The organism is Amycolatopsis panacis, assembly GCF_003600245.1.
Taxonomy (GTDB): Bacteria; Actinomycetota; Actinomycetes; order Mycobacteriales; family Pseudonocardiaceae; genus Amycolatopsis; species Amycolatopsis sulphurea.
Genome location: NZ_QZFV01000109.1, coordinates 73,230 through 98,828, shown reverse-complemented (window position 1 = coordinate 98,828; position 25,599 = coordinate 73,230). Strand labels below are relative to the sequence as shown.

Here is a 25,599-nt window from a genome sequence, read left to right as displayed (position 1 = left end):
CAAGGAGTACCACTGCGGGTGAAATTCACTGCCATCACACACTTCCTCGTTAGCATCCGCACATTTGTTCCCCGCCGCGCGTCCCGATCGGGTGGCCGGTGCCTCTCATGACCAAGTCCACAAGACGAACGGGGTCGCCGAGATGAGTACAGAGGGACTCTCGATTCCAGGCATCTCGATGGGCAGCTCCGGAGCGGGAGCCGCCCGCGGGGAACGACGGTACGGCCGGTTCGGGCTGGTCACCGCGCTGCGTCGGCGTGCGCTCACGATGCTGCGCCGTCCTGCCATGACGACCGTCTTCCTCGAAGCCGCGATACTGGCGCTGGTCGTGCTCGACGTGTGGCTCGTCGTCCCGCAGCGAGCCCAGTCCTATTCGTTCTACCTGTCCGGAATCTCCTGTCTCGCGGTCCTGCTGCGCCGGCGGTTCCCGTTCCTGGCGCTGCTCATGGCGGTGCCCGGGTTCTTCGCCGGCTGGGCGCAACTGGCGTCGATGTTCACGCTCGGCATGGTGGCCGCCCGGCGGCAGCTGGCCTGGCAGACCTGGGTGGGCGCGGCGCTGGTGTTCACCTGCCGGTTCGTCAGCTGGCCGTTCAGCGAGTTCACGAAGCTGACCTGGCGCGAGCACATCCTGGACGGGATCTACGGCGTCCTCGTGGCGGGCATGCCGGTCGCGCTCGCGTTGCTGCTCGGGGCACGGCAGGAGATCGCCGCGAAGCTGGCCGAGCTGGCGAAGAGCCGCGACCGGGAGCGCCGGCTGTACGCGGACGCCATCCGCGCCGAGGAACGCGCCCGGCTGGCCCGCGAAATGCACGACGTGGTCTCGCACCAGATCACGCTGATCGCGATGCAGGCGGGAGCCCTGCAGGCACAGGCGAAGGAAGGCCCGGCGCTGGAGACCGCCCGGGTGATCCGCGGGCTGTCCCGGCGCACGCTGGAGGAACTGCGTTCCCTGGTAAGCGTGTTGCGTTCGGGTGCCGAGGAGGACGACCCGCGGCCCGGCATCGGCGAGCTGGACCACTTGATCCGCACCGCGGACGTGCCGGTGCGGCTGACCGTGGAGCAGCTGCCGGACACACTGCCGAGCCAGGTCTCCGCGGCCGCGTACCGCACCGTGCAGGAATGCCTGACCAATGTGCACAAGCACGCGCCCGGCGCGACCGCGACCATTCGCATCCAGGCGGGCAGCGGGGCGCTGGACATCGAGGTGGAGAACGAACGCGCCCGCCGCAGCGGCGAACGCCTGCCCTCCGGCGGGCACGGGCTGACCGGGCTCGCCGAACGAGCCCGGCTGCTGGGCGGCAGCTTCGAGACCTCCGGCACGGAGAACGGCGGTTTCCGTGTCCGTGCGCGGTATCCGCTGGAACTGGCCACGATCACGCCGCCGAGTACCGCGGCCCAATGACCCCGCTGTGAAGCCAGCCCGGCACCCCGCGCTTGCCCTGTACGCCGGGTAGGCGACGAGCCGGGTCCGCTAGGCCATCCGCGTGGCCGCGCTCGGGTAACGGCCTCGGCGGCAGATCCGCGCGCCGGAGCCGACTTTGCCCGGCCGGACACCGAAAGTGCCCCATCGCACCCCATGCTTCCGGGGCCGTAACGCGAAGAACCACCGCCCCGGGCCGGGGCGGTGGTTCCGCGGACTGCGGTGAAACCTCAGATCAGCTCGCGACGCAGGCGGAGCCGCTCCAGTGCCTCGGCGAGAATGGCCTCGCCGTCGGCATCGCTGCGACGCTCCTTCACGTAGGCCAGGTGCGTCTTGTACGGCTCGGTGCGCGGAGCGGCGGGTGGGCTCTGCTCGTTCTGCCCGCCGGGCAGGCCGCAACGCGGGCAGTCCCATTCCTCCGGGACCTCCGCGTCCATCGAGAACGACGGACGGGCTTCGTGCCCATTGGCACACCAATAGGACACCCGGCGCCGCGGCGCCGACTCACCCCGTTCCGATTCGCCCGAAGGACCGGCACCCACGCGGGTGCCGCGAATCGCGTTACCGCCAACCATGAATCCTCACACGTTGAAATCGGCGGCGCGCCCCCCTATAGGCACGCCGATCAACTGGCCCCTGTCCGGGACGGTCAGACCTTGAGCAGCAGGCCGATCCCCACGATGCTGATCACCCAGATCGCGACGAGCAGCAGCGTGATCCGGTCGAGGTTCTTCTCGGCCACGCTCGAACCCGCCAGGCTGGACTGCATGCCACCGCCGAACAGCGAGGACAACCCGCCGCCCCGGCCGCGGTGCAGCAGCACGGCCACCACCAGCAGCACGCTGGAGACGATCAACAGGATTTGCAGGAACAGCTTCATCTCATCCTCTGTGCTTGTCGGAGAATGCAAGGGGTACGGCCCTGAAACCGCCCGGCGGTTGCCACCGTACCCCCGGACTCGCCCACTGCTCTAGTGACGGACCGGATACACAGGTTACCCGGTAGTGGCCTCGATCAGGGCAGCGGCCCACCCGCGGCCAGCGCGCAGAGCTTGGTGAACTCCTCACCGTCCAGGCTCGCACCGCCCACCAGGGCACCGTCGATGTTCTCCGCCGCGACCAGCTCGGCGACGTTGCCGGACTTGACCGAGCCGCCGTAGAGCACCCGGACCGCGGTGGCGACCTCGTCGCCGTACTTCTCGGCCAGTGCCGCCCGCAGCGCCTTGCAGCATTCCTCGGCATCCGCCGGGGTGGCCACCTTGCCGGTGCCGATCGCCCAGACCGGTTCGTAGGCCACGACCACGGTCGCGACCTGCTCGGCCTTGAGCCCCTTGAGGCCCTCGATCAGCTGCGCGGTGGTGTGCGCGAGATGCTCGCCCGCCTCGCGGACCGCCAGCTCCTCGCCCACGCACAGGATCGGCGTGATGCCGTGCTTGAGCGCGGCCCGGACCTTCTTGTTGACCAGCTCGTCGGTCTCACCGTGGATCGCCCGCCGCTCCGAGTGACCGACGGTGACGAAGCTGCAGCCCAGCTTCGCCAGCATCGGCCCGGACACGTCACCGGTGTAGGCACCGGAATCGTGCGGCGAGACATCCTGCGCGCCGTAGCTCATGGACAGCTTGTCGCCGTCCACGAGCGTCTGCACGCTGCGGATGTCGGTGAACGGCGGCAGCACCGCCACGTCCACCTTCGCGTAGTACTTCTCCGGCAGCGCGAAGGCGATCTTCTGCACCAGCGCGATGGCCTCGAGGTGGTTGAGGTTCATCTTCCAGTTGCCGGCCACCAAGGGCTTGCGTGCCACTAGTTCTTCCCCTCCAAGGCCACGACGCCGGGCAGTTCCTTGCCTTCCAGGTACTCCAGCGAGGCGCCGCCGCCGGTGGAGATGTGCGAGAAGCCGTCCTCGGGCAGGCCCAGCTGCCGCACCGCGGCCGCCGAGTCACCGCCGCCGACCACGGTGAACGCGTCGGCGGCCACGAGTGCCTCGGCCACCGCGCGGGTGCCGCCGGCGAATGCCTCGAACTCGAACACGCCCATCGGGCCGTTCCAGAAGACGGTCGCCGCGTCGGCCAGCTTGCCCGCGAACAGCTCGCGGGAGCGCGGGCCGATGTCGAGGCCCTGCCGATCGGCCGGGATCGCGGTCGCGTCGACGACCTCGTACGGCGCGTCCGCGGCGAACTCGGTGGCGGCAAGCACGTCGACCGGCAGCACCAGTTCGACCCCGCGTTCGTCCGCCTCGGCGAGGAAGCCGCGGACCTGGTCGAGCTGGTCGGCCTGCAGCAGCGACTTGCCGACCTCGTGGCCCTGGGCCTTGAGGAAGGTGTAGGCCATGCCGCCGCCGATCAGCAGCCGGTCGACCTTGGTCAGCAGGTTCGCGATGACCCCGAGCTTGTCGGACACCTTCGCCCCGCCGAGCACGAGCGCGTACGGCCGCTTGAGGTCGTCAGTCAGCTTCTTGAGCACGTCCAGCTCGGCCAGCACGAGCCCGCCCGCGTACGCCGGCAGCACCGACGCGATCTCGTAGACCGAGGCCTGCTTGCGGTGCACCACACCGAAGCCGTCGGACACGAAGGCCCCGCCCGGCACGAGCGCGGCCAGTTCGGCGGCAAGCTCGGCACGGTCGGCCGCGTCCTTGCTGGTCTCCCGCGCGTCGAACCGCACGTTCTCCAGCAGCACGACACCGCCCACGGCCAGCGCGCCGGTGCGCGCCTTGGCCGAATCGCCGACCAGGTCGCCCGCGAGGGCGACCTCGGCGCCGAGCAGCTCGGAGAGCCGCTTCGCGACCGGAGCGAGGGTGAAGGCCGGGTCCGGCTCGCCCTTCGGGCGGCCGAGGTGCGCCGTGACGACGACCTTCGCGCCCGCCTCGGCGAGCTTCTCGATCGTCGGCAGCGCGGCCCGCACCCGGCCGTCGTCGGTGATCCGGTCTCCCTCGAGCGGGACGTTCAGGTCGCTGCGCACCAGCACGTAGCGGTCCCGGACGCCCTCGCTCAGCAGATCGTCGAGGTTCTTGACGGTCATCGGGTCAGAGCTTCGAGCCGATGAGCTTGATCAGGTCCGCGAGGCGGTTGGAGTAGCCCCACTCGTTGTCGTACCAGCCGACCACCTTGACCTGGTTGCCGATCACCTTGGTCAGCGGCGCGTCGTAGATGCAGGACGCCGGGTCGGTGACGATGTCGGCGGACACGATCGGGTCGGTGCTGTAGCGCAGGATCCCGGCCAGCGGGCCCTCGGCGGCGGCCTGGTAGGCGGCGTTGATCTCCTCCAGGGTGGCGGCCTTCTTCAGGGTCACCGTGAGGTCGGTGGCCGAGCCGGTCGGCACCGGGACGCGCAGCGCGTAGCCGTCCAGCTTGCCCAGCAGCTCCGGTAGCACCAGGCCGATCGCCTTCGCCGCGCCGGTGGAGGCGGGCACCACGTTCAGCGCGGCGGCGCGGGCACGGCGCAGGTCCTTGTGCGGGCCGTCCTGCAGGTTCTGGTCCTGGGTGTAGGCGTGGATCGTGGTCATCAGGCCCTGCTCGATGCCGAAGGCGTCGTTGAGGACCTTGGCCAGCGGGCCGAGGCAGTTGGTGGTGCAGGAGGCGTTGGAGATGATCACCTGCGAGCCGTCGTACTTGTCGTCGTTGACGCCGAGCACCACGGTGAGATCCTCGCCCTTGGCGGGCGCGGAGATGACGACCTTCTTGGCGCCGCCGGCGATGTGCGCCTTGGCCGCGTCGGCGTTGGTGAAGAAACCGGTCGACTCGACGACCACGTCCACGCCCAGCTCGCCCCACGGCAGGTTGGCCGGGTCGCGCTCGGCGAGGGCCTTGATGGTCTTGCCGTCCACGACGATGCCCTCGTCGCTGACGCTGACCTCGCCCGGGAAGCGGCCGAGGATGGAGTCGTACTTGAGCAGGTGGGCCATGGTGGCGACGTCGCCGAGGTCGTTGAACGCGACGACCTCGATGTCGTGACCGCTCGCCTGCACGGCGCGGAAGAAGTTGCGGCCGATCCGGCCGAAGCCGTTGACACCTACGCGAACGGTCACTGCTGCCACTCCTTTGGGTCTTGATCACTGCTGGTCTCACAGCCGCGATCACTGCTGTTCGTGAAGCACGGCGAAGTCGCGGGGCACCGGCCCCGGAACACCGCGGGTTTCGGCGCAACCCTAGCGCGCGGGCCTCGTCGCCCCGGACTGCCCCGACGAGACTTCCACCACTGCGCGGACACGTCAAGAATCGATTAAGAACCCAGCTCAGCCGCGTTCACCCGAAAATCGGGAGCGCGGGGCGGACCACCGGCTTGATCGGTCTTGGTGCCCGGATTCACCCGGCTTTTCCGCACCGGGGCCGCGCCTTGCCCGCGTCGGTTGACCCGTCCGGGGGGACCTTGCCTGGGGCGGGCGGGGGTCGTTGTCGTCTCCGGTGCGGGCGGCGGCGCGGTGGTGGGACGGCTCGGTGCGGCGGTTCGGTGCGGATCGTGCGTGGAGCTGCGGTGGGATGGTTCGGCGCCAGTCGTGCGCGGAGCTGGGGCGGGACGGGGCTCAGCGCCAAATCGCCCGCGAAACGACGACAGAACGACTCGACGCCAGTCACCCGCGAAACGGCGGCAGGACGGCTCAGCGCCAAATCGCCCGCTGAACGGCGGCAGGACGGCTCGGCGCCAGTCACCCGCGAAACGGCGACGGAACGACTCGACGCCAGTCACCCATGGCAATGCGGCAGGACGGCTCAGCACCAGAAGCGTGTGGAATGGCGCCCACCCACCACGCCGCCTCAGCCCCTCGCAGCACTCCCTCCACTCAGCACGCCCGGGCTGCACCGATCGCACTTCACCCGGTCGCCGGTCCGTCTCCCGGCAAGGCCAAGGCTGTGAAGGGTCCCTTCACGGACTCAGCGTCCGTGAAGGGACCCTTCACAGCCCTTCCGCTGCCGGAGTCAGGAAGCGGGCTGTTCGTGGCGTGCCCGGCGAGCGCAGTCGAAGTCACCCGGTCATCCCGCCAGTTCCTTCTCCAGCGGGGTGCGGAATTTCGGCACCACCCGCGCCTCGCCCAGCCAGTCCGCCAGCCGGGCCGCTTCCGTCGCCACGGTGGTGGTCTTCTCCGTGCCGACGTCCTCCAGCAGCCTGGTCACGATCTCCCCCGAGGGGCGCTGGGCCCAGGCGCCGACGACCCGGCCGTCGCTCCAGATCGTGGGGCCGATGTTGCCGCTGCGGTCGAACAGGACCGGGCGGTGCGGGCCCAGGTACCAGTCGCGGACGGACCAGCCCATCGCGGTCGGGTCCAGTGCGGGCAGCAGGGCCACCCACGGGTCGGGTTCGGCGACCGGGGCCAGGTCGTCGGCGAGGGCGACGGCGGGGGTTCCGTCCAGGTCCACCTCGGCTGGGGACACCGCGGACAGCGCACGCTTCGTCTGCGCCGCGGTCCAGCCCGTCCACCAGCGCAGGTCGGCGACCGGCGCCGGGCCGAACGCGTGCAGCCAGCGGCGGGCCAACTCGACCCGCGCGTCGTCCGGCGGCACGTCCGGCCAGCCCTCGGGCAGCCAGTCGGCCGAGGGTGACCAGTGGTATTGGGTGCTCAGCCACGTCCCCCGCGGGCGGCCTCGCACGATCCGGCCGTCCACGGCCAGCTGGAACAGCACCCGGCTGGTGACGTTCCCGATCGACGCATACGGTTTGCCCTTCGCCATGTGCAGCTGCTGACGCAGGCGCGGTTCATCCTCCACCAGCTGCTGCGCAGTGGCGATCCCCCTGGCACGCAAGGCTTTCTCGACGCTGTCCTCGACCTCGGCCAGCCAGCGCGGCGGATCCGCGACGTTCTCCGGATGCCCCTGGGTGCCGAGATGCTGTTCGAGGAGCCGCCGCTGCCGGGCCGCGATGTCTGTGGCGCACCCCGCCTGCACACAGGCACCGGTGTCGACCGACGTCACGAACATCGTCCGCCGCATCCCGAGCAGCCGCAGCAGAGTGCGGTCCTCGTACAGCGCACGCTCGACATCGGCCACCGACAACCCGCGTACCCGCGCCCACGCGGACAGGTACACCGACGCCGGGTCAGTGGCATGCAGCGCGACGACACCGCCGGCGGCCTCCTCGACGGTGGCCGCCGGCGCCGCGAGAAAGTGGCGCGCACCGAGCCGAGCCCGGCGCTGAGCGAGGGAGATCGTCACCCCTCGGTTCTTACCAGCAGGGTCCGACAAAAACCGCCCGCCCGAACCACCGAGCCCGAATCCTCCGCCGTTATGCCTCCCCGGGGTGCCCGGGCGAAGGGCTGTGAAGGGTCCCTTCACGGACTCAGCGTCCGTGAAGGGACCCTTCACAGCATTTCCGGCGCCGGCTCGGTGCGGCTGAACATGCGGGTCGCGGAGAGGCGCGCGACGCCGTCCGGGTCGCCGAGGTCGTCGAGGGACGTGCGGATGGTCGCGTCGACCGACAGGTACTTCTTCCCAGCGCGAAGGTCGGCGTCGTTGCGCAGGCGGACGATCAACGGGAACTCGGCGAGAGCGCCAGCGTCGAACAGGCCGGTGGTGTAGATCAGCTGTACGCCGAGCGCTTCGGCGACAGCGCGCTGCAGCTCCAGGAGGTAACCCGCGGACGCGCGGCCGATCGGGTTGTCCAGGAACAGCACCCCCGAATGCCGGTTGCGGGCCTTGCCGCGGTTGTTCGCGCGAAGCGCGGCCAGAGTGCAGTACAGGATGATCGCCGCGGTCAGCTGCTGGCCGCCCGAGAACACGTCCCGGATCTCGGACACGCGCTGTCGTTCCGTACGCAGCACCGAGTCCGGCTTGAGCATGTCGACGCGGAATCCCTTGGGAGCGGCCACCATCACGCCGCGAAGCACGAGCGACAGCCCGTCGCGCTTCACGTCACGGCCGTCGGCGGTCTTGCCCGCAGCCGCTTCGTCGACGACCTCGCCCAGCTTCTCGGCCAGAGCGTGGTCTTCGAGTTCGGTGAAGCGGATGCGCAGGAACTCCTGACCGGACCAGTCACCGAGGCCGTCCGGCAGCCGGGACACGCGTTGCGCCGAACGCAGCGTACGCAACGCGCCTTCGACCATGCCCTGCAGTCGAGTGATGATGCCGCTACGGTGCCGGTCGATCTGCGCGAGGTCGTCGGTGAGCGTACGCAGCCGCGGGCGCAGTGCCTCTGCCCACTCGGCGGCGTGCGCGGGCAGCTGATCCCGCTTCACAGAGACGACCTGCTGCCGTACCGGCGTACTCAGCTTTTCAAACCGCTTTTCGGTCGCGTACTGCGCAAGCTGGTCGGCAGCCGACCGTACGCGCTTGTCCCCCGCGTCGGCAGCGGCTTGTGCTTCGTTCAGCACGGCGTTGAGCCGGGTGTGCTTCGCACGGGCTGCTTCCACGTCGCCTTCGTACGCCGCGACGGGCTCGTCGGGCCGCAGGTGTGCCAACGACTCGGCGAGCAGACCGAAGCCGGATGCTGAAGCCTTCGCCGAGTCGAGCGTCGCTTCGGCTGCCGCGCGACGTTCCTGAAGCTCCTCCCACTGCCGGGCGGCGGCGGACACCTCCAGCGAAGCGGCGTCGATCAGCTCCAGGCCGTGCTCGATGTCGCGCGGCCGCTCCGCGGAACCCGCGGCGTTCGCGTTCAACGGCAACGCATCCAGCTCGGCCCGGCGCGTGGAAACCTGGCCGATCACCTCGGTGCGTTCATCCTCCAGAGCGTCGACCACACGCCGGGCGCGAGCCAGCGCCGCCGCACGCGCTGATGCGTCCGAGCCGTCCGGCGTCTCCAGCAGCTCCGCGGCGCGCTGTCGCACCTGCTCATCCAACGCCTCCAAGGCGGACGACGCAGCCGCATCGGCGGACTCCGCCTGCTCCAGTTCCGCGCGCAGGTCACTGCCGACCTCTACCTTCGCGTACGCCTCCGACGCAGCGGCGAAGGTGCGTCGCAGCGCATCGACGGGTTCGGCCGGCACGTCAGCGTCTTCGGACAACTCGGCAGCGCCGGGTACTTCGGCCAGCTCGGCACGGGCCGTCGTGGCAGTGCGACGGTGACCATCCGCCGTACGCTGCTCCTCCCCCGCCTGTTCGCGCAACCGCGCCGCGCGCGTCGCTGCCTCCGAAGCAGTCGTCTCAGCGCGCTCCGCGACTTCAGTGGCCCGCTCGACCTCTTCGGTCCACTCCGCAACGCGCGCGGCTCGCGTCGCCAGCTCTCCGAGCTTGCGCGCCTTCTCCTCGGCTTCGGCGGAGATTGCGCGCAACGCGGGCACCTTCTCCCGCAACGAAGCCGCCTTGTCGCTCAGCCGCGTGAACTCCGCTTCGGCCTGCACGAGCGCCGTCTGCGCAGTCTCGCGCGCCGCGCGGGCGCTCTCGGCCTGCTCCGCGAGCGTCGCGATCGCGCCCGCCGGGTAGTCCTCACGCCACGTGGTGAGCTTCCACGTCAGTGCGCCGTCTGCGGACAACGCTTCGGACAGCTGCTCAAGCCGACGTTGCCGCTCGGCGTGTCGCTGTGCAACGGCTTCGCGCTCGGTATCCGCGGCTTCTTCGTCGTACATCGCCGGGTTCGGCGGTACGAGGAACTCGACACCTGCCGCCGCGGGCAGACCCGCGGACTGGAACGCCTCCGTGGTGCCGACAGCGATCACCGCGCTGGGCAGCAACCGCCCCGCCGACAGCACTTCACGCGCTCGCGGGATCTGCGCACTGTCGTTCAGCAGCACCCCGGCGACCAGCTGCGGCATCCGCGCCAGCACCTCATCCCGCCGCACCGAGTCCAGTTTGGACAGATACCGCCAGCCGGACCACGCGGTGATCCCCGCCTGTTCCAGCGCATCCAGCGCGGCCTGCACGTCCTCCGGCGGCGGCAGCAGCCCGCCCGAACCGAGCGCGGCCAGCGCCCGCTCGTCCGTGGACTCCTCCATCCGCAGCGCGGTCTGCTCCTTCTCCACCGCCGCGCTCGCGTCGCGCAACCGCTGCAGCAGCACCGGAAGGTCGCTCTCCAGGTGCACGTCGTCCGCGCCGAGCAGCTCCATCAGCCGTGGTTCGGCGGCGAGCGCATCCGTACGGCGGTGCGCCCGTTCCAGGTCCTCGGCCGCGCGGGCCAGACGGTCCTGAGTGGACCCGGCGAGCTGATGCGCCTCGTTCACCGACCGTTGCGCCGCCTGCAGATCCTCGCCGACCCGGTCGAGTTCCTGTTCCCGCCGCACAGATTCGGCAGCCGCGGTCTCCGCCTCCGTACGCGCGGACCGCGACGCCTCGGCGACATCCGCACCCGCAGCCAGCAGCCCGATGCGTACAGAGGTGGAGATTTCCTCACGCAGCTCCGCAATCCGCGCGGACAGGCCACGCGCTTCCGCGCGCCGCCCGGCGGACAGGTTCGCCGCTTCGTCCCGCTCAGCCTGCGCCTTCTCCGCTTCGGCACGCAACGCGTCCGCGTGCGCCTCCGCCCTGTCGCCCTGCCGCTGCGCGTCGCGCGCCAACCCGAACAGACCGCGCGCGAGCGCAGTCGCCGCGGCATCCCGTGCGGCGAGCGCCGGCTTCGCCTTCTCCTCACGGTTGCCGACGAGCTGACGGAGATCCTTCGCCTTGCGCGCGGAGTTCAGCCGGTTCAGCACCGTCGCGGTCTCGCGCCACGCCTCCGCCTGCGTCTTCGCCTCGGCCAGCTCGCCGTCCACGCGCTCACGCTCGATCTGCGCTTCCTCCAGCCGCAGCACCCCGACGAGACGACGCAGCTCGGTGACACCCGCGGTGAGCCGCCGGTGATCGCCCTCGGCGAGCTTCTCCGCGGTCTTCACCTCCTCGACGTGCTCCGCCAAACCGGACAGGCGCGCGTTCTCCACCTCGTCCCGTGCGTGGATCCGACCGGACAGCTCGGCCAGGTCCGCCCGCGCCGACTCGGCGATCCGGCGGGAAGCGGCCGCCACTCCCTCCTCTTCGGACAGCGGTCCGAGCAGCTCCAGCGCGCCCTCGACGAACTCCTTCTCCGCGATCAGATCGCCGCGCTGCGCAAGGTTGTTCTTGTATGTCGACACGACCTCGGCGAGGTCTTTCGGCTCGTCTTCGGACACCACTGCGCGCAGCAGGAACTCGACGAACGCTTCGTCGGTCGAGAACGCGAAAGCGTCCGCTGCCTCGCCTTCGCCGGCGTTCATCGCACGCTGGTAGCGGAACAGCTCGGTGTCGAGCCCGAGCTGGTCGAGCCGTCCGGTCCATTCGTGCTGACGGCGCGTCCAGAACAGCTCCAGTTCCGGCTCGGCCATCGCGGCACCGGCGATCCGGTCGTGGAACCCGGACACCGTGAGCAGCCGGCCCTCCTCGGTCAGCGGCAGCGTTTCCAGGCCCAGCTTGGCGGTCGGGCGGAAGCAGTACCAGGAGTCGACGAGGTTCTCCGCGTCCGCCGAGGTGACGTGCCCGCGCCATTCGGAGACCTTGCCGGTGATCACCCGTGCCCCGGTCTCCACGTGCAGCCACTCCAGCACCACGTGCGCGACGTCCTTGGCCGCCACGAACTTCTCCAGCACCTTCGTGCTCGTGGTGCCCACCACCTGGCGGCGGCCGGGCAGCATCACCGAGAAGATCAGCTTGATCAGCACCGACTTGCCGCCACCGTTCTCCAGGAACAGCACGCTCGCCGGCGACGGACGGCGTACCGCACCGCCGGTGTGCACGCCGGCGGAAAACAGCGCGTCCTGCTGCGGCGCGGTGATCGTGGCGCCGACCCCGCTGAAGTCCAGCACCACGTCCTGATAGCGGGCGCCCGCAGGCCCGACAGAGTGCAGGCGGACCCGCGAAAGCTCGTACATCCTCTTCAGTCCCCCTCTTACTGCAATATGTCCGAAGCGGTCGCGCGCAATGTGCCCCCGGCGCCCGCGACCGTCACGACGTCGAGCGCGAGCAGATCGTCGAACGCCGCGTCGGCGGCCAGCTCGCGCACCTGGACCTGATACCGCGGTGTGGTGCGGTAAGTGCCGCCCTGCTCGTCACTCACCTGTACCAGGAACCCTTGATCGGCAAGGAAGCGCAATGCGCGCGCCACCATGCCACGGGTGGTGTCCGCGGCCATCCGGCCGTCCTTTGTGGCCGCAGCGGCCGGGCGACGGGCGTACGCACGCCATGCCTGCTCCAGCTCTGGCGCGTCCGCCAAAGGGTCGTTGTTCGCTTCGGCATCGTGCGCACGCTCGTCGAGCACGCGCGCGGCTTCGCGCACCATCGCGTCGACCTGCTCCACGCTGACCCGGCCGATGTAGGTGTCATTGGCCAAGTCGTCCGGACGTGGATACCCGAGCGCCGCGGCGGCCAGATGAATCAGGCCGTGCAGCACCTTCTCGGTCTCACGCCGTTCACGGATCTTCGACTGCCGCGCATAGCTGTCCATCTTGATCTCGAAGACGGACTCGTCGGTGGCCGCCAGCACACACCCGGCCTGATGCGTCACTTCGAGCACCATGAGCCCCAGCCCGGCCGCCACAGCGTGCGTCAGCGCTTTGAACGCGTTGTCCTCGCCATAACGGCGCACCAGCTCGCCGTACACGACGTCGCGGGCAGGCAGCTGCTTCGGACGCATGCCGAACGCAACGAGTCGCGCGGCGGCTTCGGCGTCGACGCTCGTGTGCATCACGGCCATCAGGCGACCTCCTCGGTTTCGTCGTCCGCACGGTCGACTTGAGCGGTGTACAGCAGCAGATCGGCGCCACCGAAGTCCGGATCGTCCAGCACAGCGCCGTCGTCGACCGCGAGCAGCACGTGGCGCTCCCCCTGCCGGCGCGCGGCACCGACCTCGGGACTGTAGGCGTGCAACGCACGCAGCGCGACCAGAGACGGCAACCCGGGTTGCCCGCTGCGCCGTGCGTCCTCCAGCAGACCGGACAGGCGGCGCGGCACGTCCGGCAGGTCCAGCAGCTCGTCGGCCTGCCGCCACACGTCGTCACCGAAGCGGTCGTTCACCTCCGCGGGCACCAGCTCCGGCTCGGGAACCTCACCGATCAGCTGATCCCGCTCCGGCGCCGGCCGCAGCAACAACGAGACCAGCGACGACAGCGACGGCACCACAGGCGGGACGATCCCGGCGACGGCATGGAAGAAGTGCTCCGCAGGCGCGACCGCATCGGCGAGTGGCAGATCCAACGTGGGCATCAGCAGTTGGCCGAACAAGTCGAGCGTCGCGCGTTGTGGTGGCCCGGAAAACTGCTGACGGTCCTGTTCGGCGCGGAACACCGCCCCGGCGTCGGCGAGCCGCGACTGCAGACGGGTGTGCCGGCGGATGCAGTCCGCGACGATGTCGACCAGCTCGGCCGCGCGGCGCTTGTGATCCGGATCCTCGGACTCGTCGCGGGCGGTGGTGATGTTCTTCAGGATGGCGTTCTCCGCACGGAACCGGGACTCGATGTGGCCGAGCGCCGACTCGATCAGGTCCGGCACCTCACGCTCCCAATCGACCGCGCGTACGTCGCGACGGGTGGCATCGAGCTTGGCACGCAACGTCTCCCCGTACTGCACGGTGCGGTAGCGCGCCTGCTCGGCCGCCAGCTTCGCGTCCGCCAGACGGCCACGGTTGATCAGGTTCTCCAGCTTCACCTCGGCCGCGATCTGCGCCGACTCGACATCCGTGTCCAGGGCGCCGACGAGCACGTTGATCGCCTCGTCGGTGGCCCGCAGATACACCTCGCCGTCCGGGGCGGCCAGCTCGACCAGCAGCTTGAAGTCGAACTGCCGGCGCTGGTAGCCGCCGGGACCCAGCGACCCGTAGACCCGCCGGAAGCCGCGGTCGGTGGTGCCCACGTTGATCAGGTTGTCCAGCACCCACTTGGCCACCCGTACGTGCTCCTCGGGCATCCGCGAGGGAGCCTGCACAGCGATGAACGGCAGCAGCCGATCGATCACCTCGTCGTGCCCGGCGCCGGTGTCGAAGTCCATCGCGATGGTGACCTGGTCGATCGTGTGCAGCGCGATCTCGGCCATCTGGTAGATCGTCGCGTCCGCCCAGTCGAGCTTGGGCTTGCGCGTGTCCAGGTCGTGCAGCGGCGCGGTGCAGGCGAGCGCCTTCAACCGGCGGGTCAGCCCCTCGTCGGCCAGGCCCGCGGCGGTCATCTCGTCTTCTCGCACAGCAGGCCAGGCTAGTCGGCCACGCTGCGCGCACGCTCGGGTGAGCCTCTAAGGTCGACCACATGCGTGAAATGAGCCGCGAGCAGTGGTGGGCGTTCGCGAGCAGCGGTACCCGGACCGGCATGCTGGGCCTGGTACGCGCGAACGGCGCGCCGATCGTCACCCCGATCTGGTTCCTGCTCAACGAGACGCCCGACGGCGACGAGCTGATCTTCACCACCGGCACGGACACCCTCAAGGGCAAGGTACTGCGCCGTGACCCGCGCCTGTGCCTCGCCGTCGACGACCAGCGGCCTCCGTACTCCTACGTGCAGTTCACCGCCGAGGCGCAGCTGCACCACAATCTCGACGATGTCCTGACTTGGGCGACCCGGCTCGGCGCACGCTACATGGGCGAGGAGAACGCGGAGGCCTTCGGCAAGCGCAACGCGGTGCCGGAGGAATCCCTCGTCCGGGCGAAGATCACGAAGGTGATCGCCCGGACGGGCATCGCCGGGTAGGGCGCCGGGTCAGCCGCCCACGGAGGGGCGGCTGACCGCGGAAAGCGGGGTGATCGGCTCGCCACCGAGCGACCAGGCCACTGGGGGTCACCCGATCTCGTCGTCGGCGACCACGGCGCAGTCATCCACTACCGGACCGGCCCTGAGTTCCGGCCACCACGCCCGGATCAGCCCTCTTCGTCGAGCATCTCCGGGGTCACCGCGGATTCCGTGTCCGGGATGTTCAGCTCCTTCGCCCGCTTGTCCGCCATCGCGAGCAGGCGGCGGATCCGGCCGGCGACCGCGTCCTTCGTCATCTGCGGATCGGACAGCTGGCCCAGTTCCTCCAGGGACGCCTGGCGGTTGGACAGCCGGAGCCGCCCCGCGGCCAGCAGGTGATCCGGGGCGGTGTCGCCGAGGATCTCCAGCGCCCGTTCGACCCGGGCGGCGGCGGCCACCGCGGCCCGCGCGGAGCGGCGGAGGTTGGCGTCGTCGAAGTTGGCCAGGCGGTTGGCGGTGGCGCGGACCTCGCGGCGCATCCGCCGTTCCTCCCACTGCAGCACGCTCGTGTGCGCGCCGAGGCGGGTCAGCAGGGCGCCGATCGCGTCGCCGTCGCGGACCACCACCCGGTCCGCGCCGCGGACCTCCCGGGACTTCGCCTGGATGCCCATCCGCCGGGCCGCGCCGACCAGCGCCAGCGCCGCCTCCGGGCCCGGACAGGTCACCTCCAGCGAGGAGGACCGGCCCGGCTCGGTGAGCGAGCCGTGCGCGAGGAACGCGCCCCGCCAGGCCGCCTCCGCGTCGGCCACCCCGCCGGACACCACCGCCGCGGGCAGCCCGCGCACCGGGCGGCCACGCTGGTCGATCAGGCCCGTCTGCCGGGCCAGCCCCTCGCCGTCCTTCACCACACGCACGACGTACCGCGTCCCCTTGCGCAGCCCGCCGCTCGCGGTGATCACGTGCACGTCCGAATGGTGCCCGTACAGCTCGTGGATCTCCTTGCGCAGCCGCCGGGCCACCGACCCGGTGTCCAGCTCCGCCTCCACCACCACCCGGCCGGCCACGATGTGCAGCCCACCGGCGAAGCGCAGCATCGAAGCGACCTCCGCCCGGCGTGGCCCCATCTTCGTGATCTCCAGCCGGCTCAGTTCGTCCTTCACCGCGGCGGTCATCGCCATCTGCTGCCCCTCCTGCCTTCCGCTGCGCGCCCGCCGTCAGCCACGATGCTCCCCGATCGCCTGCCGCACGCACCCGGCGAGCGCATCTGGATCATGCCGTCCCGCCACGATCGGGTCGGCCACCGCCCCCAGCAGTGCCCGCGCCCCCAGCCGCCCGGCCGCGCGATGCAGTCCGGCCGGGTCGGGCACCGAATCGCGGTCCGCGATCACCGCGTCCACCCGCAGCGCGGGCGCGTGCTCGAAGAGTACGTCGAGATGCCGCTCCGCGGAGAAGCCGGCGGTTTCCCCCGGCTGGGGGATCAGATTGAGCACCACGACCTTCGCCGCCGAGGTGCGCACGAGCGCGTCGTGCAGATCCGGCACCAGCAGATGCGGCAGCACGCTGGTGAACCACGACCCGGGGCCGAGGAACACCACGTCCGCGCCGAGCACCGCGTCGATCGCCTGCGGGCAGCCGGCCGGCGGACGGTCCGCGCCGGCGGGCGGGTGCAGGCTGATCCGCCGCACCTGGCCCGGGGTGCTGGCCACCGCGACCTGGCCGCGGATCCGCCGGACCGCCGCCGGATCCCGGCTGTCCAGACCGGTCACCTCGGCCTCGATCTCCAGCGGTTCCGGCGACATCGGCAGCACCCGGCCGGAGATGCCGATCAGCCGGGCCGCCTCGTCGAGCGCGGCCACCGGATCGCCGAGCACCTCGAACAGCCCGGCCAGCAGCAGATTGCCCACCGCGTGCCCGGCGAGCGCGCCGTCCCCGCCGAAGCGGTGCTGGAACACCTCCGCCCACAGCCGCCCGCCGTCCTCGGCGGCGAACGCGGCGAACGCCTGCCGCAGGTCACCCGGCGGTACCAGGCCCAGTTCGCGGCGCAGCCGCCCGGACGAACCCCCGTCGTCGGCGACCGTGACCACCGCGGTGACCTCGCGGGTCACCCGGCGCAGCGCGGTCAGCGTCGCGTGCAGCCCGTGGCCTCCGCCGAGTGCCACCGCGCGCACCTCACTCACGGCCAAGGTCGCGGTGCACCACCTTCACGGCCATTCCGTCCTCCTTGGACAGTCGCTGGGCGAGCTCCTCGGAGATCGCCACGCTGCGGTGCTTCCCGCCGGTGCACCCGACCGCCAGCGTCAGGTACCGCTTGCCCTCGCGCTTGTAGCCGGCGCCGATCAGCCGCAGCAGCTGGTGGTAGCGGTCCAGGAACTCCTCGGCGCCCTCCTGGGTGAGCACGTAGTTGCGCACCTCGGTGTCCAGCCCGGTGTGCTCGCGCAGCTCCGGGATCCAGAACGGATTGGGCAGGAACCGCACGTCCATCACCAGGTCGGAGTCCATCGGCAGGCCGTACTTGTAGCCGAAGGACAATACCGTGACGCGGGTCTGCGTGCTCGCCTCGGAGCCGAACGCGTCCTCGATCTTCGCCCGCAGGTCGTGCACCGACAGCGCGGACGTGTCGAGCACCAGGTCCGCCTCCTCGCGCAGCGGGGAGAGCAGCCGGCGCTCCGCGGTGATGCCGTCCGCGAGCCGCCCGTCACCCTGCATCGGGTGGCTGCGCCGGACCGCCTCGAACCGGCGCACCAGCACCGCGTCCGTGGCCTCCAGGAACAGCACCCGCGGCTTGTAGCCGCGCGCGTCCAGATCCTTGATCACCGAGGCGAGATCGTCGGTGAAGGCCCGCGACCGCACGTCCATCACCACGGCCACCTTGGTGATCGCGCCGCGCGCTTGCGCGCCCAGCTCGACCATGGTGGCGATCAGCTCCGGCGGCAGGTTGTCCACGACGAACCAGCCCAGATCCTCCAGGCACTTCGCCGCGGTCGACCGCCCCGCCCCGGACAGGCCGGAGACGACGGCGACCTCCATCCCGGAATTCCGGTTGCCCTCTTGCGCACTCACGATGGTTCCTTCCCCATTCACGGCCCCTGCTCCCCCGCGGCGGCCCCGGACTCCCCGGTCAGGGCCGCCACGACGGCTTCCGCGGTGCGCCTGCCGAAGCCGGGCACCGCCTCGATCTCCTCCACCCGGGCCTGCTTGACCTTCTTCACCGAGCCGAAATGCTTGATCAGCGCGGTGCGCCGAGCCTGCCCCAGTCCGGGCACACTGTCCAATTCGGACGTCTGCATGCGCTTCGCGCGCTTCTCGCGGTGGTAGCGGATGGCGAACCGGTGCGCCTCGTCGCGCAGCCGCTGCAACAGGTACAGCGCGTCGGAGGTGCGCGGCAGGATCACCGGGTCAGGATCACCCGGCAGCCACACCTCTTCCAGCCGCTTGGCCAGCCCGGCCACGGCGATGTCGGTGATGCCCAGCTCCGCCAGCACGTCCGCGGCCGCGGTGGCCTGCGGACCCGCGCCGTCCACCACGAGCAGGTTGGGCGGGTAGGCGAACTTGCGCGGCCGCCCGGTCTCCGGATCGATCCCGGCGCGCACCGGCTCGGCCGCCTCGCCCGCCTCGTCTCCGGACTCCGGCTCCGCCGCGGTTTCCTTGAGGTAGCGGTGAAAACGCCGCCGCACGACCTCGGCGATGGACGCGACGTCACCCTCGGCCGCGGCCTCGCGCAGCGCGAACTTGCGGTACTCGGACTTGCGCGGCAGGCCGTCCTCGAACACCACCAGCGAGGCCACCACGTCGCTGCCCTGGATGTGGCTGATGTCGATGCACTCGATGCGCAGCGGCGCGCTGTCCAGCGCGAGGAAGTCCTGCAGCTCCTGCAACGCCGCCGAACGCGCGGTGAGATCGCCCGCGCGGCGCAGCTTGTGCTGGGTGAACGCCTCCGCGGCGTTGCGCTGCACGGTCTCCGCGAGCGCCTTCTTGTCCCCACGCTGCGCCACCCGCAGCCGGACCCGCGATCCGCGCAGGCCACTCAGCCATTCGGCGACGGCCTCGGCGTCCGCGGGCAGCTCCGGCACCAGCACCTCGCGCGGCACCACCGGACCGGCGTCCGGCTCGTCCCGGCCCGCGCGGTCGGACTCCTCGCCGTAGAACTGGGTGAGGAAGTGGTCGACCAGCGCCGGCACGTCCATCTCCTCGGCCTTGTCGATCACCCACCCGCGCTGCCCGCGTACGCGGCCGCCGCGGACGTGGAAGACCTGTACGGCGGCCTCCAGGTCGTCGTGCGCGAAGGCGACCACATCGGCGTCCGTACCGTCGCCGAACACCACGGCCTGCTTCTCCATCGCCCGGCGCAGCGCGCCCAGATCGTCCCGCAGCCGCGCGGCGCGCTCGAACTCCAGATCCTGGGACGCCTCGGCCATCTCGCGCTCCAGCCGCTTCATCATCGCCTCGGTACGGCCGGCGAGGAAGTCGCAGAAGTCCTCGACGATCGCGCGGTGCTCGGCCGCGGACACCCGGCCCACGCACGGCGCCGAGCACTTCTCGATGTAGCCGAGCAGGCAGGGCCGGCCGATCTGGCCGTGCCTGCGGAACACCCCGGCCGAGCAGGTGCGCGCCGGGAACACCCGCAGCAGCAGGTCGAGCGTCTCGCGGATGGCCCAGGCATGCGAGTACGGGCCGAAGTAGCGCACGCCCTTCTTGCGCGCGCCGCGGTAGACGTGCAGCCGCGGGAACTCCTCGCCGAGGGTCACCGCGAGCACCGGGTAGCTCTTGTCGTCGCGGTAGCGGACGTTGAACCGCGGGTCGAACTCCTTGATCCAGTTGTACTCGAGCTGGAGCGCTTCGACTTCGGTGGTGACCACGGTCCACTCGACGCTCGCCGCGGTGGTGACCATCTGCCGGGTACGCGGGTGCAGCCCGGACAGGTCGGCGAAGTACGAGTTCAACCGGCTGCGCAGGCTCTTCGCCTTGCCGACGTAGACGACCCGCTTCCCGGCGTCACGGAACTTGTACACGCCGGGAGCGTCCGGGATGCTCCCCGGTTTCGGTCGGTAGGTGGTCGGATCAGCCACCTCACCACCCTATGTTCCGGCCCCGACAGTTTGCCGCCCGCCTCCCACCCAAGGCTGTGAAGGGACCCTTCACAGCCTCAGCGTCCGTGAAGGGTCCCTTCACGGACTGCGCGACCCGACGGAAGTCGGATATCGCGGGCAAAAGCGACGTTCGTCGGTTCCCGGCCGGGTGAGGCGCTGCCTACCGTCCGTTCAGCCGAACGCAGATTCGGCATTCCTCCCATTCGGTCCCCCCTGGGAAAGGATCCCGCTTTGAGAAAGATCCGGGTTTTCGGCGCGGTCACCGCGGCCGCCGTGGCCTGCACGCTGGCCGGCGGCACCGCGAGCGTCGCGCAGACCAACATCATCGGTGGCAGCACCGCGCCTTCGGTCAGCTGGGGCGCACAGGTCTACGTCAACACTCCCGACCGCGACTTCCAGGGCTTCAACTGCTCGGGCACGGTCGTCGCCGCGGACTGGGTGCTGACGGCTCTGCACTGCCTCGACGAGGACGGCAGCGGCATGTTCGTGCGCGTCGGCTCGAACGCGCTCTTGGGCGGCACGAAGATCGCCGTGGACCGCAAGGAGTCCGCGCCCAGCGGCGACATCGCGTTGCTGCACCTCGCGCAGCCGACGGACGCGACACCGATCAAGCTCGGCGACGCCGACCCGGCCAACGGCAGCACCGACCAGCTCTACGGCTGGGGCCGCACCACCCCGACCGGCCCGCCAGCGTCCGAGCTGAAGGTCGCGAACGTCAAGGTCAGCGGCCGGTCGACGGACGCGTACGGCGGCCGCGCGATTCAGAGCCGTGGCGTGGACGGCGCGGCATGGAAGGGTGACTCGGGCGGTCCCGAGCTGTCTGGTGGCGTACAGGTCGGCGTGGCGTCGACTGTGCAGAACCAGAGCGGCACGAACACCCACGGCACCAACAACTACGCGAGCGTCGCGAACAGCCGCTCGTGGATCAAGAGCACCGCGGGCGTGTGATCACCGCGGCCGGGCGTCCCCGCGCCAGCTCCAGTGGAGCACAGCGTGTGGGATGCTCGGCCGCATGCGCGTCGCAACGTGGAATGTGAACTCGATCGTGCCCCGGCTGCCCCGGGTGCTCGACTGGCTGGAGCACACCGCGCCAGACGTGCTGTGTCTGCAGGAGCTGAAAAACACCACCGAAGCGTTTCCTGTCGAACCGGTGCGCGCGCTGGGGTACGAGGTTGCCGCGTACGGGCTCGGTCGGTGGAACGGCGTGGCGATCGTGTCGAAGGTGGGGCTCGAAGACGTCGTACGCGGGTTACCCGGCGAACCGCAGTTCGACGGTGAGTCCCAAGCCCGCGCGGTGGGCGCGACGTGTGGCGGCGTACGGGTGTGGTCGGTGTACGTGCCGAACGGTCGTGAGCCGGAAAATCCGCACTACGCCTACAAGCTGGAGTGGCTGTCGGCGTTGCACGGTCTCGTCGGTACTGAGCTGTCGACGGAACGGCCGTTCGCCGTACTGGGCGATTTCAACGTCGCACCGGATGACGCCGACGTGTGGGACATCGAAGCGTTCGCCGGCTCGACGCACGTGACCGAGCCGGAACGCGCGGCGCTGGCCGCGTTACGCGAAGCGGGGCTGTCGGACGTCTTCCCTCGGCCGCTCAAGTACGACCACCCGTTCACCTACTGGGACTACCGCGCGGGGAACTTCCCCAACAACCGGGGAATGCGCATCGATCTGGTGTACGCGAATAGCATTTTCACCGGCGCCGTACGCGACGCGTACGTGGATCGGGAAGCCCGCAAGGGGAAGGGCCCTTCCGATCACGCACCGATCGTCGTGGACCTGTCGTTCTGAGCGACCGACGCGTCAGGAACCTGTCGCCGCGCGGTGCAGACGGCGCAACGCGCGCACCGCGAGCACCGCACGTTCACGGTCCACCGCCTGGATGGCCATCACCGAGAAGTACTCGTCCTCGGGCAGCTCCAGGCGCGCCCACGAGGCGCCGTCGGGGAAACTGACCGACAGCACCTCGTCCCACGCGAAGCGCCGCTTCGCCAGTACGTTGCGTACCTCGATGCCCGTGGCGTCCGCGCGAACGCGAGCCATCGCGAAGAGCATGGTGCCGAACGACAGCAGTACGCCGATGCCGATCATCGCCACCTGATCGGACGCCTCGAACACCACGCCGGTGTGCGAACTGCGCAGCAGCACGGCCACCACGACGAACGCGGTGAGCAACAGGAACGCCAGAGTGCTGCACATGATCAGCGCACGACGCGGGCGGACCACCAGGGTGCTCATCTCGGTTTCGGTCACCGTTGTGCTCACACGAATCCTCGCTCGGTCCACGGCTGCCTCAGCCCGCGCAGCACGTGCGCGGTGTCGAGGGCGGCCACGGTCGCCTCGTATCCCTTGTCCTCCACCGAGCCGGGCAGACCCGAGCGGTCCAGCGCCTGCTGTTCGGTGTCGCAGGTGAGCACACCGTTGCCGACCGGAGTGCCTTCGTCGAGCGCAACCCGCGTGAGCCCGGCCGTCACCGCGTCGCAAACGTACTCGAAGTGGGGCGTGCCCCCGCGGATCACCACGCCCAGGGCGACGACCGCGTCGTGGTTGCGGGCCAGCGCCTGCGCCGTGACGGGCAGCTCCACCGCGCCCGCGACGCGGACCACCGTGGGCTCTTCTTCCAGCTGCGCTTCCTTCGCCGCGGCGAGCGCACGCTCCAGCAACGCGTCGGCGATCTTCGCGTGCCAGCGGGTGGTCACCACGGCCAGCCGCAACGCCTTGCAGTCGCTCAGGTCGAGCGCGGTCTCCGGCCGCCCCTCGCCGCTCATCGCTCGTTCCCCTCTTCGGCTCCCGGCCTCGTCGCGCCGACCTGGTCGTAGTGCTCCAGCTGTGCGAGGTCGTGCCCCATCCGGTCCCGCTTGGTGCGCAGGTACCGCAGGTTCTCCGGGTTGGGCGAGATCGGCAGCGGCACGCGTCCGCTGACCCGCAGCCCGTAGCCCTCCAGGCCGACCCGCTTCGCCGGGTTGTTCGTCAGCAGCCGCATCGAACGCACGCCCAGATCGCAGAGGATCTGCGCGCCGGTGCCGTAGTCGCGCGCGTCCGCGGGCACGCCGAGGGCGAGGTTCGCGTCCACGGTGTCCGCGCCGTCGTCCTGAAGCTGGTACGCCTGCAGCTTGTGCAGCAGGCCGATGCCACGGCCCTCGTGCCCGCGGATGTACAGCACGACACCGCGCCCCTCCTCCGCCACTGCCTGCAGCGCCGCCTCCAACTGCGGGCCGCAGTCGCAGCGAAGCGAGCCGAACACGTCGCCGGTCAGGCATTCCGAGTGCACGCGTACGAGGATGTCCTCGCCGTCGCCGACTTCGCCGTACACGAACGCGACGTGCTCGATACCGTCGAGCAGGCTGTCGTAGCCGACCGCGCGGAACGTGCCCGCCGCCAGCGGGATCCGCGCCTCCGCGACCCGCTCCACCTGCTTCTCGGTGCGCCGCCGGTAGGCGATCAGATCGGCGATCGTGATCATCTTGAGGTCGTGGTCGGCCGCGAACACCTCCAGCTCGTCGCGGCGGGCCATGTCGCCCTCGTCCTTCTGCGACACGATCTCGCAGAGCACCCCGGCCGGGTGCAGCCCGGCCAGCCGGGCGAGGTCCACGGAAGCCTCGGTGTGCCCGGGGCGGCGCAGCACGCCGCCCTCCTTCGCGCGCAGCGGTACCACGTGCCCGGGGCGGCGGAAGTCCTTCGCGGTCGCCTCGGGATCGGCGAGCAGGCGCGTGGTGCGCGCGCGGTCCGCGGCCGAGATGCCCGTGGTGATGCCGTCCGCGGCGTCGACCGTGACGCTGTACGCGGTCCCCCGCTGGTCCTGGTTCGTGTGGTACATCGGCGGCAGGTCGAGCCGGTCCGCCTCCTGCTCGGTGAGCGCGACGCACACGTACCCCGAGGTGTAGCGGACCATGAACGCCAGCATCTCCGGCGTCGCCATCTCGGCGGCGAAGATCAGATCGCCCTCGTTCTCGCGGTCCTCGTCATCGACGACGACGACCGGGCGCCCGGCCGCGATGTCCGCGATCGCCGCTTCGATGGTGTCCACGTCGACCCCCCCTGCCGCCCCGCACGGGTTCCAGCCCGCCTTCGGTTCGGCCGCTGCCTTCGTCTCGCTCACGGGTGCTCCTCACCTGCTTCGGGGGTCGACGTCACTCATTGTGCGCGCTCGGGCCCACGTATGGGGTAGTGAGCTTCTCCACGTATTTGGCGACGACGTCGACCTCCAGGTTCACCGGGTCCCCGCTCTCGCGGCGGCCGAGCGTGGTGACCTCCAGCGTGGTCGGGATGAGCGCCACCGAGAACCGGTCCGCGGACACACTCGCCACGGTGAGCGACACCCCGTCCACGGCGATCGAGCCCTTCTCCACGACGTACCGGGAAAGGGCCGCGGGCAGCTCGAACGTGGTCACGCCCTGCTCGTCCCGGGAGAGGAACACGCCGGTGCCGTCCACGTGTCCCTGCATGATGTGCCCGCCGAGCCGTCCGCCGGCCGGCGTCGCGCGTTCGAGGTTGACCGTGTCGCCCACGGCCACCTTCGAGAGGCTGGAACGACGCAGTGTCTCGTTCACCACATCCACGGTGAACTTGCCGCCGGAGGCCGTGACGACGGTCAGGCACACCCCGCTGACCGCGATCGAGTCGCCGTGCGCGGCGTCCGAGGTGACCAGCGGGCCGCGTACGGTCAGCCGGGCCGCGCCGTCCAGCGGCTCGACCGCGGTGACCTCGCCGACCTCTTCGACAATTCCCGTGAACACTGCTGCCTCCCTCACCGGCCCACCGTCCCGGTGGTCCCTCCATCCAACACCCGCCCGGCCCTGGGGTCGCGCTCAGCCCACGCGGTGTCGCGCGGCCTGCTCGCGCAGGGCGGCGACAGCGCGGCCCGGGTCGTCCGCGCCGTACACGGCGGAGCCGGCCACGAAGCAGTCGACGCCGGCTTCGGCGGCCTGCTCGATGGTGTCGGCGTTGATCCCGCCGTCGATCTCGACGATCAGCTTGAGGTGCCCCGTGTCCACGAGACGGCGCGCGGTGCGCACCTTCTCCAGTACGTCGGCGATGAACGACTGCCCGCCGAAGCCTGGTTCGACCGACATCACCAGCAGCGTGTCGTAGTGCTTGAGGGTGTCCAGGTGCGCTTCGAGCGGCGTACCCGGCTTGATCGACAGGCCCGCCTTCGCGCCCGCGGCGCGCAGGTCCTTCGCCAGCTTCACCGGGTCCTTCGCGGCTTCGACGTGCACAGTCACGTTGTACGCGCCGGCTTCGGCGTAGCCGATCGCCCAGCGATCCGGGTCGTCGATCATCAGATGACAGTCGACCGGCACGTCGGTGGACTTCAGCAGGGACCGCACCACCGGCAGGCCGAGCGTCAGGTTGGGCACGAAGTGCGCGTCCATCACGTCCACGTGCACCCAGTCGGCCCGGGTCGGGCCGGGGGTGGCCACGGCCGCGATCTCCTCGCCGAGCCGGGCGAAGTCCGCGGACAGGATGCTGGGTGCGATGAGGGGTTGGGCCACGGCCCGAGTGTAGGAGTGCCCGGCTAACGGCAGTTCACCGGCCGAGCGGGCAGAAGTTCGCTTTTCGGTCTCTTGCTGCTCATCCGGAGG

Annotated in this window: 22 protein-coding genes; 4 read left to right on the top strand and 18 right to left on the bottom strand. The window is 70.6% G+C overall.

Going from position 1 to position 25,599, the window contains the following annotated elements:
- The first annotated feature begins 142 nt into the window (after positions 1-142).
- Entirely contained in the window at positions 143-1,402 is a 1,260-nt protein-coding gene (locus D5S19_RS23640; RefSeq protein ID WP_199730659.1) for a sensor histidine kinase, read from the top strand.
- A 248-nt stretch (positions 1,403-1,650) separates the two neighbouring features.
- Here the strand turns inward: D5S19_RS23640 and D5S19_RS23635 are convergent, their stop codons facing one another.
- The 9 genes from D5S19_RS23635 to D5S19_RS23595 all read right to left on the bottom strand — a co-directional run bounded on the left by D5S19_RS23635 (position 1,651) and on the right by D5S19_RS23595 (position 14,435).
- Positions 1,651-1,995, bottom strand: coding sequence for an RNA polymerase-binding protein RbpA (locus D5S19_RS23635; RefSeq protein ID WP_120025585.1), 345 nt, complete (start codon positions 1,993-1,995; stop codon positions 1,651-1,653).
- A 74-nt stretch (positions 1,996-2,069) separates the two neighbouring features.
- Positions 2,070-2,300, bottom strand: coding sequence for a preprotein translocase subunit SecG (gene secG / locus D5S19_RS23630; protein WP_098509408.1), 231 nt, complete (start codon positions 2,298-2,300; stop codon positions 2,070-2,072).
- 134 nt (positions 2,301-2,434) lie between these two features.
- A complete protein-coding gene (gene tpiA, locus D5S19_RS23625; protein WP_120025584.1) occupies positions 2,435-3,220 on the bottom strand; it encodes a triose-phosphate isomerase in 786 nt (261 codons plus the stop codon).
- A complete protein-coding gene (locus tag D5S19_RS23620; RefSeq protein ID WP_120025583.1) occupies positions 3,220-4,434 on the bottom strand; it encodes a phosphoglycerate kinase in 1,215 nt (404 codons plus the stop codon). The genes tpiA and D5S19_RS23620 overlap by 1 nt, the downstream gene beginning before the upstream one ends.
- Positions 4,435-4,438: 4 nt before the next feature.
- Positions 4,439-5,440, bottom strand: a complete 1,002-nt coding sequence (gap, locus tag D5S19_RS23615; RefSeq protein ID WP_098509405.1) for a type I glyceraldehyde-3-phosphate dehydrogenase — start codon at positions 5,438-5,440, stop codon at positions 4,439-4,441.
- 943 nt (positions 5,441-6,383) lie between these two features.
- On the bottom strand, positions 6,384-7,559 hold the full coding sequence (locus D5S19_RS23610) for a winged helix DNA-binding domain-containing protein (RefSeq protein WP_120025582.1): 1,176 nt from the start codon (positions 7,557-7,559) through the stop codon (positions 6,384-6,386).
- Between the two features lie 146 nt (positions 7,560-7,705).
- On the bottom strand, positions 7,706-12,151 hold the full coding sequence (locus tag D5S19_RS23605) for a coiled-coil domain-containing protein (protein WP_120025581.1): 4,446 nt from the start codon (positions 12,149-12,151) through the stop codon (positions 7,706-7,708).
- 17 nt (positions 12,152-12,168) lie between these two features.
- Positions 12,169-12,972 carry a hypothetical protein gene (locus D5S19_RS23600; RefSeq protein ID WP_120025580.1) on the bottom strand — a complete coding sequence of 268 codons (804 nt, stop codon included), beginning with the start codon at positions 12,970-12,972 and terminating at the stop codon, positions 12,169-12,171.
- Entirely contained in the window at positions 12,972-14,435 is a 1,464-nt protein-coding gene (locus tag D5S19_RS23595) for a hypothetical protein (RefSeq protein WP_098509401.1), read from the bottom strand. The genes D5S19_RS23600 and D5S19_RS23595 overlap by 1 nt, the downstream gene beginning before the upstream one ends.
- 77 nt (positions 14,436-14,512) lie before the next feature.
- Between D5S19_RS23595 and D5S19_RS23590 the strand changes: the two genes are divergently transcribed.
- A complete protein-coding gene (locus tag D5S19_RS23590; protein ID WP_120025579.1) occupies positions 14,513-14,950 on the top strand; it encodes a PPOX class F420-dependent oxidoreductase in 438 nt (145 codons plus the stop codon).
- 167 nt (positions 14,951-15,117) lie between these two features.
- Here D5S19_RS23590 and whiA read toward each other — a convergent pair whose 3' ends face one another.
- From whiA to uvrC, 4 genes are read right to left on the bottom strand one after another with little or no spacing between them, the layout of a single operon-like run.
- Positions 15,118-16,107, bottom strand: a complete 990-nt coding sequence (whiA, locus tag D5S19_RS23585; protein WP_120025578.1) for a DNA-binding protein WhiA — start codon at positions 16,105-16,107, stop codon at positions 15,118-15,120.
- A 36-nt stretch (positions 16,108-16,143) separates the two neighbouring features.
- Positions 16,144-17,097 carry a gluconeogenesis factor YvcK family protein gene (locus D5S19_RS23580; RefSeq protein WP_120025648.1) on the bottom strand — a complete coding sequence of 318 codons (954 nt, stop codon included), beginning with the start codon at positions 17,095-17,097 and terminating at the stop codon, positions 16,144-16,146.
- A gap of 1 nt (position 17,098) precedes the next feature.
- A complete protein-coding gene (gene rapZ / locus D5S19_RS23575) occupies positions 17,099-17,956 on the bottom strand; it encodes an RNase adapter RapZ (protein WP_120025577.1) in 858 nt (285 codons plus the stop codon).
- Positions 17,957-18,006: 50 nt separating this feature from the next.
- On the bottom strand, positions 18,007-19,995 hold the full coding sequence (gene uvrC, locus D5S19_RS23570; RefSeq protein ID WP_120025576.1) for an excinuclease ABC subunit UvrC: 1,989 nt from the start codon (positions 19,993-19,995) through the stop codon (positions 18,007-18,009).
- 252 nt (positions 19,996-20,247) lie between these two features.
- On the opposite strand from uvrC, the gene D5S19_RS23565 reads away from it, so the two are divergent.
- Both D5S19_RS23565 and D5S19_RS23560 read left to right on the top strand, forming a co-directional pair.
- Complete coding sequence (locus tag D5S19_RS23565) at positions 20,248-20,964, top strand: S1 family peptidase (RefSeq protein ID WP_120025575.1); 717 nt, start codon at positions 20,248-20,250, stop codon at positions 20,962-20,964.
- Between the two features lie 64 nt (positions 20,965-21,028).
- Positions 21,029-21,808: an exodeoxyribonuclease III gene (locus tag D5S19_RS23560; RefSeq protein ID WP_120025647.1), complete on the top strand. Its 780-nt coding sequence runs from the start codon at positions 21,029-21,031 to the stop codon at positions 21,806-21,808.
- Positions 21,809-21,820: 12 nt separating this feature from the next.
- On the opposite strand, the gene D5S19_RS23555 is transcribed toward D5S19_RS23560, so the two are convergent.
- The 5 genes from D5S19_RS23555 to rpe form a co-directional block, all read right to left on the bottom strand.
- Positions 21,821-22,255: a PH domain-containing protein gene (locus tag D5S19_RS23555; RefSeq protein ID WP_120025646.1), complete on the bottom strand. Its 435-nt coding sequence runs from the start codon at positions 22,253-22,255 to the stop codon at positions 21,821-21,823.
- 23 nt (positions 22,256-22,278) lie between these two features.
- Positions 22,279-22,785: a 6,7-dimethyl-8-ribityllumazine synthase gene (gene ribH / locus D5S19_RS23550; RefSeq protein WP_120025574.1), complete on the bottom strand. Its 507-nt coding sequence runs from the start codon at positions 22,783-22,785 to the stop codon at positions 22,279-22,281.
- Entirely contained in the window at positions 22,782-24,116 is a 1,335-nt protein-coding gene (locus D5S19_RS23545) for a bifunctional 3,4-dihydroxy-2-butanone-4-phosphate synthase/GTP cyclohydrolase II (RefSeq protein ID WP_120025573.1), read from the bottom strand. Before D5S19_RS23545 ends, ribH begins: the two co-directional genes overlap by 4 nt.
- 31 nt (positions 24,117-24,147) lie before the next feature.
- Complete coding sequence (locus D5S19_RS23540) at positions 24,148-24,753, bottom strand: riboflavin synthase (RefSeq protein WP_120025572.1); 606 nt, start codon at positions 24,751-24,753, stop codon at positions 24,148-24,150.
- A 72-nt stretch (positions 24,754-24,825) separates the two neighbouring features.
- Positions 24,826-25,509: a ribulose-phosphate 3-epimerase gene (gene rpe, locus D5S19_RS23535; protein WP_120025571.1), complete on the bottom strand. Its 684-nt coding sequence runs from the start codon at positions 25,507-25,509 to the stop codon at positions 24,826-24,828.
- Between the last annotated feature and the right edge of the window lie 90 nt (positions 25,510-25,599).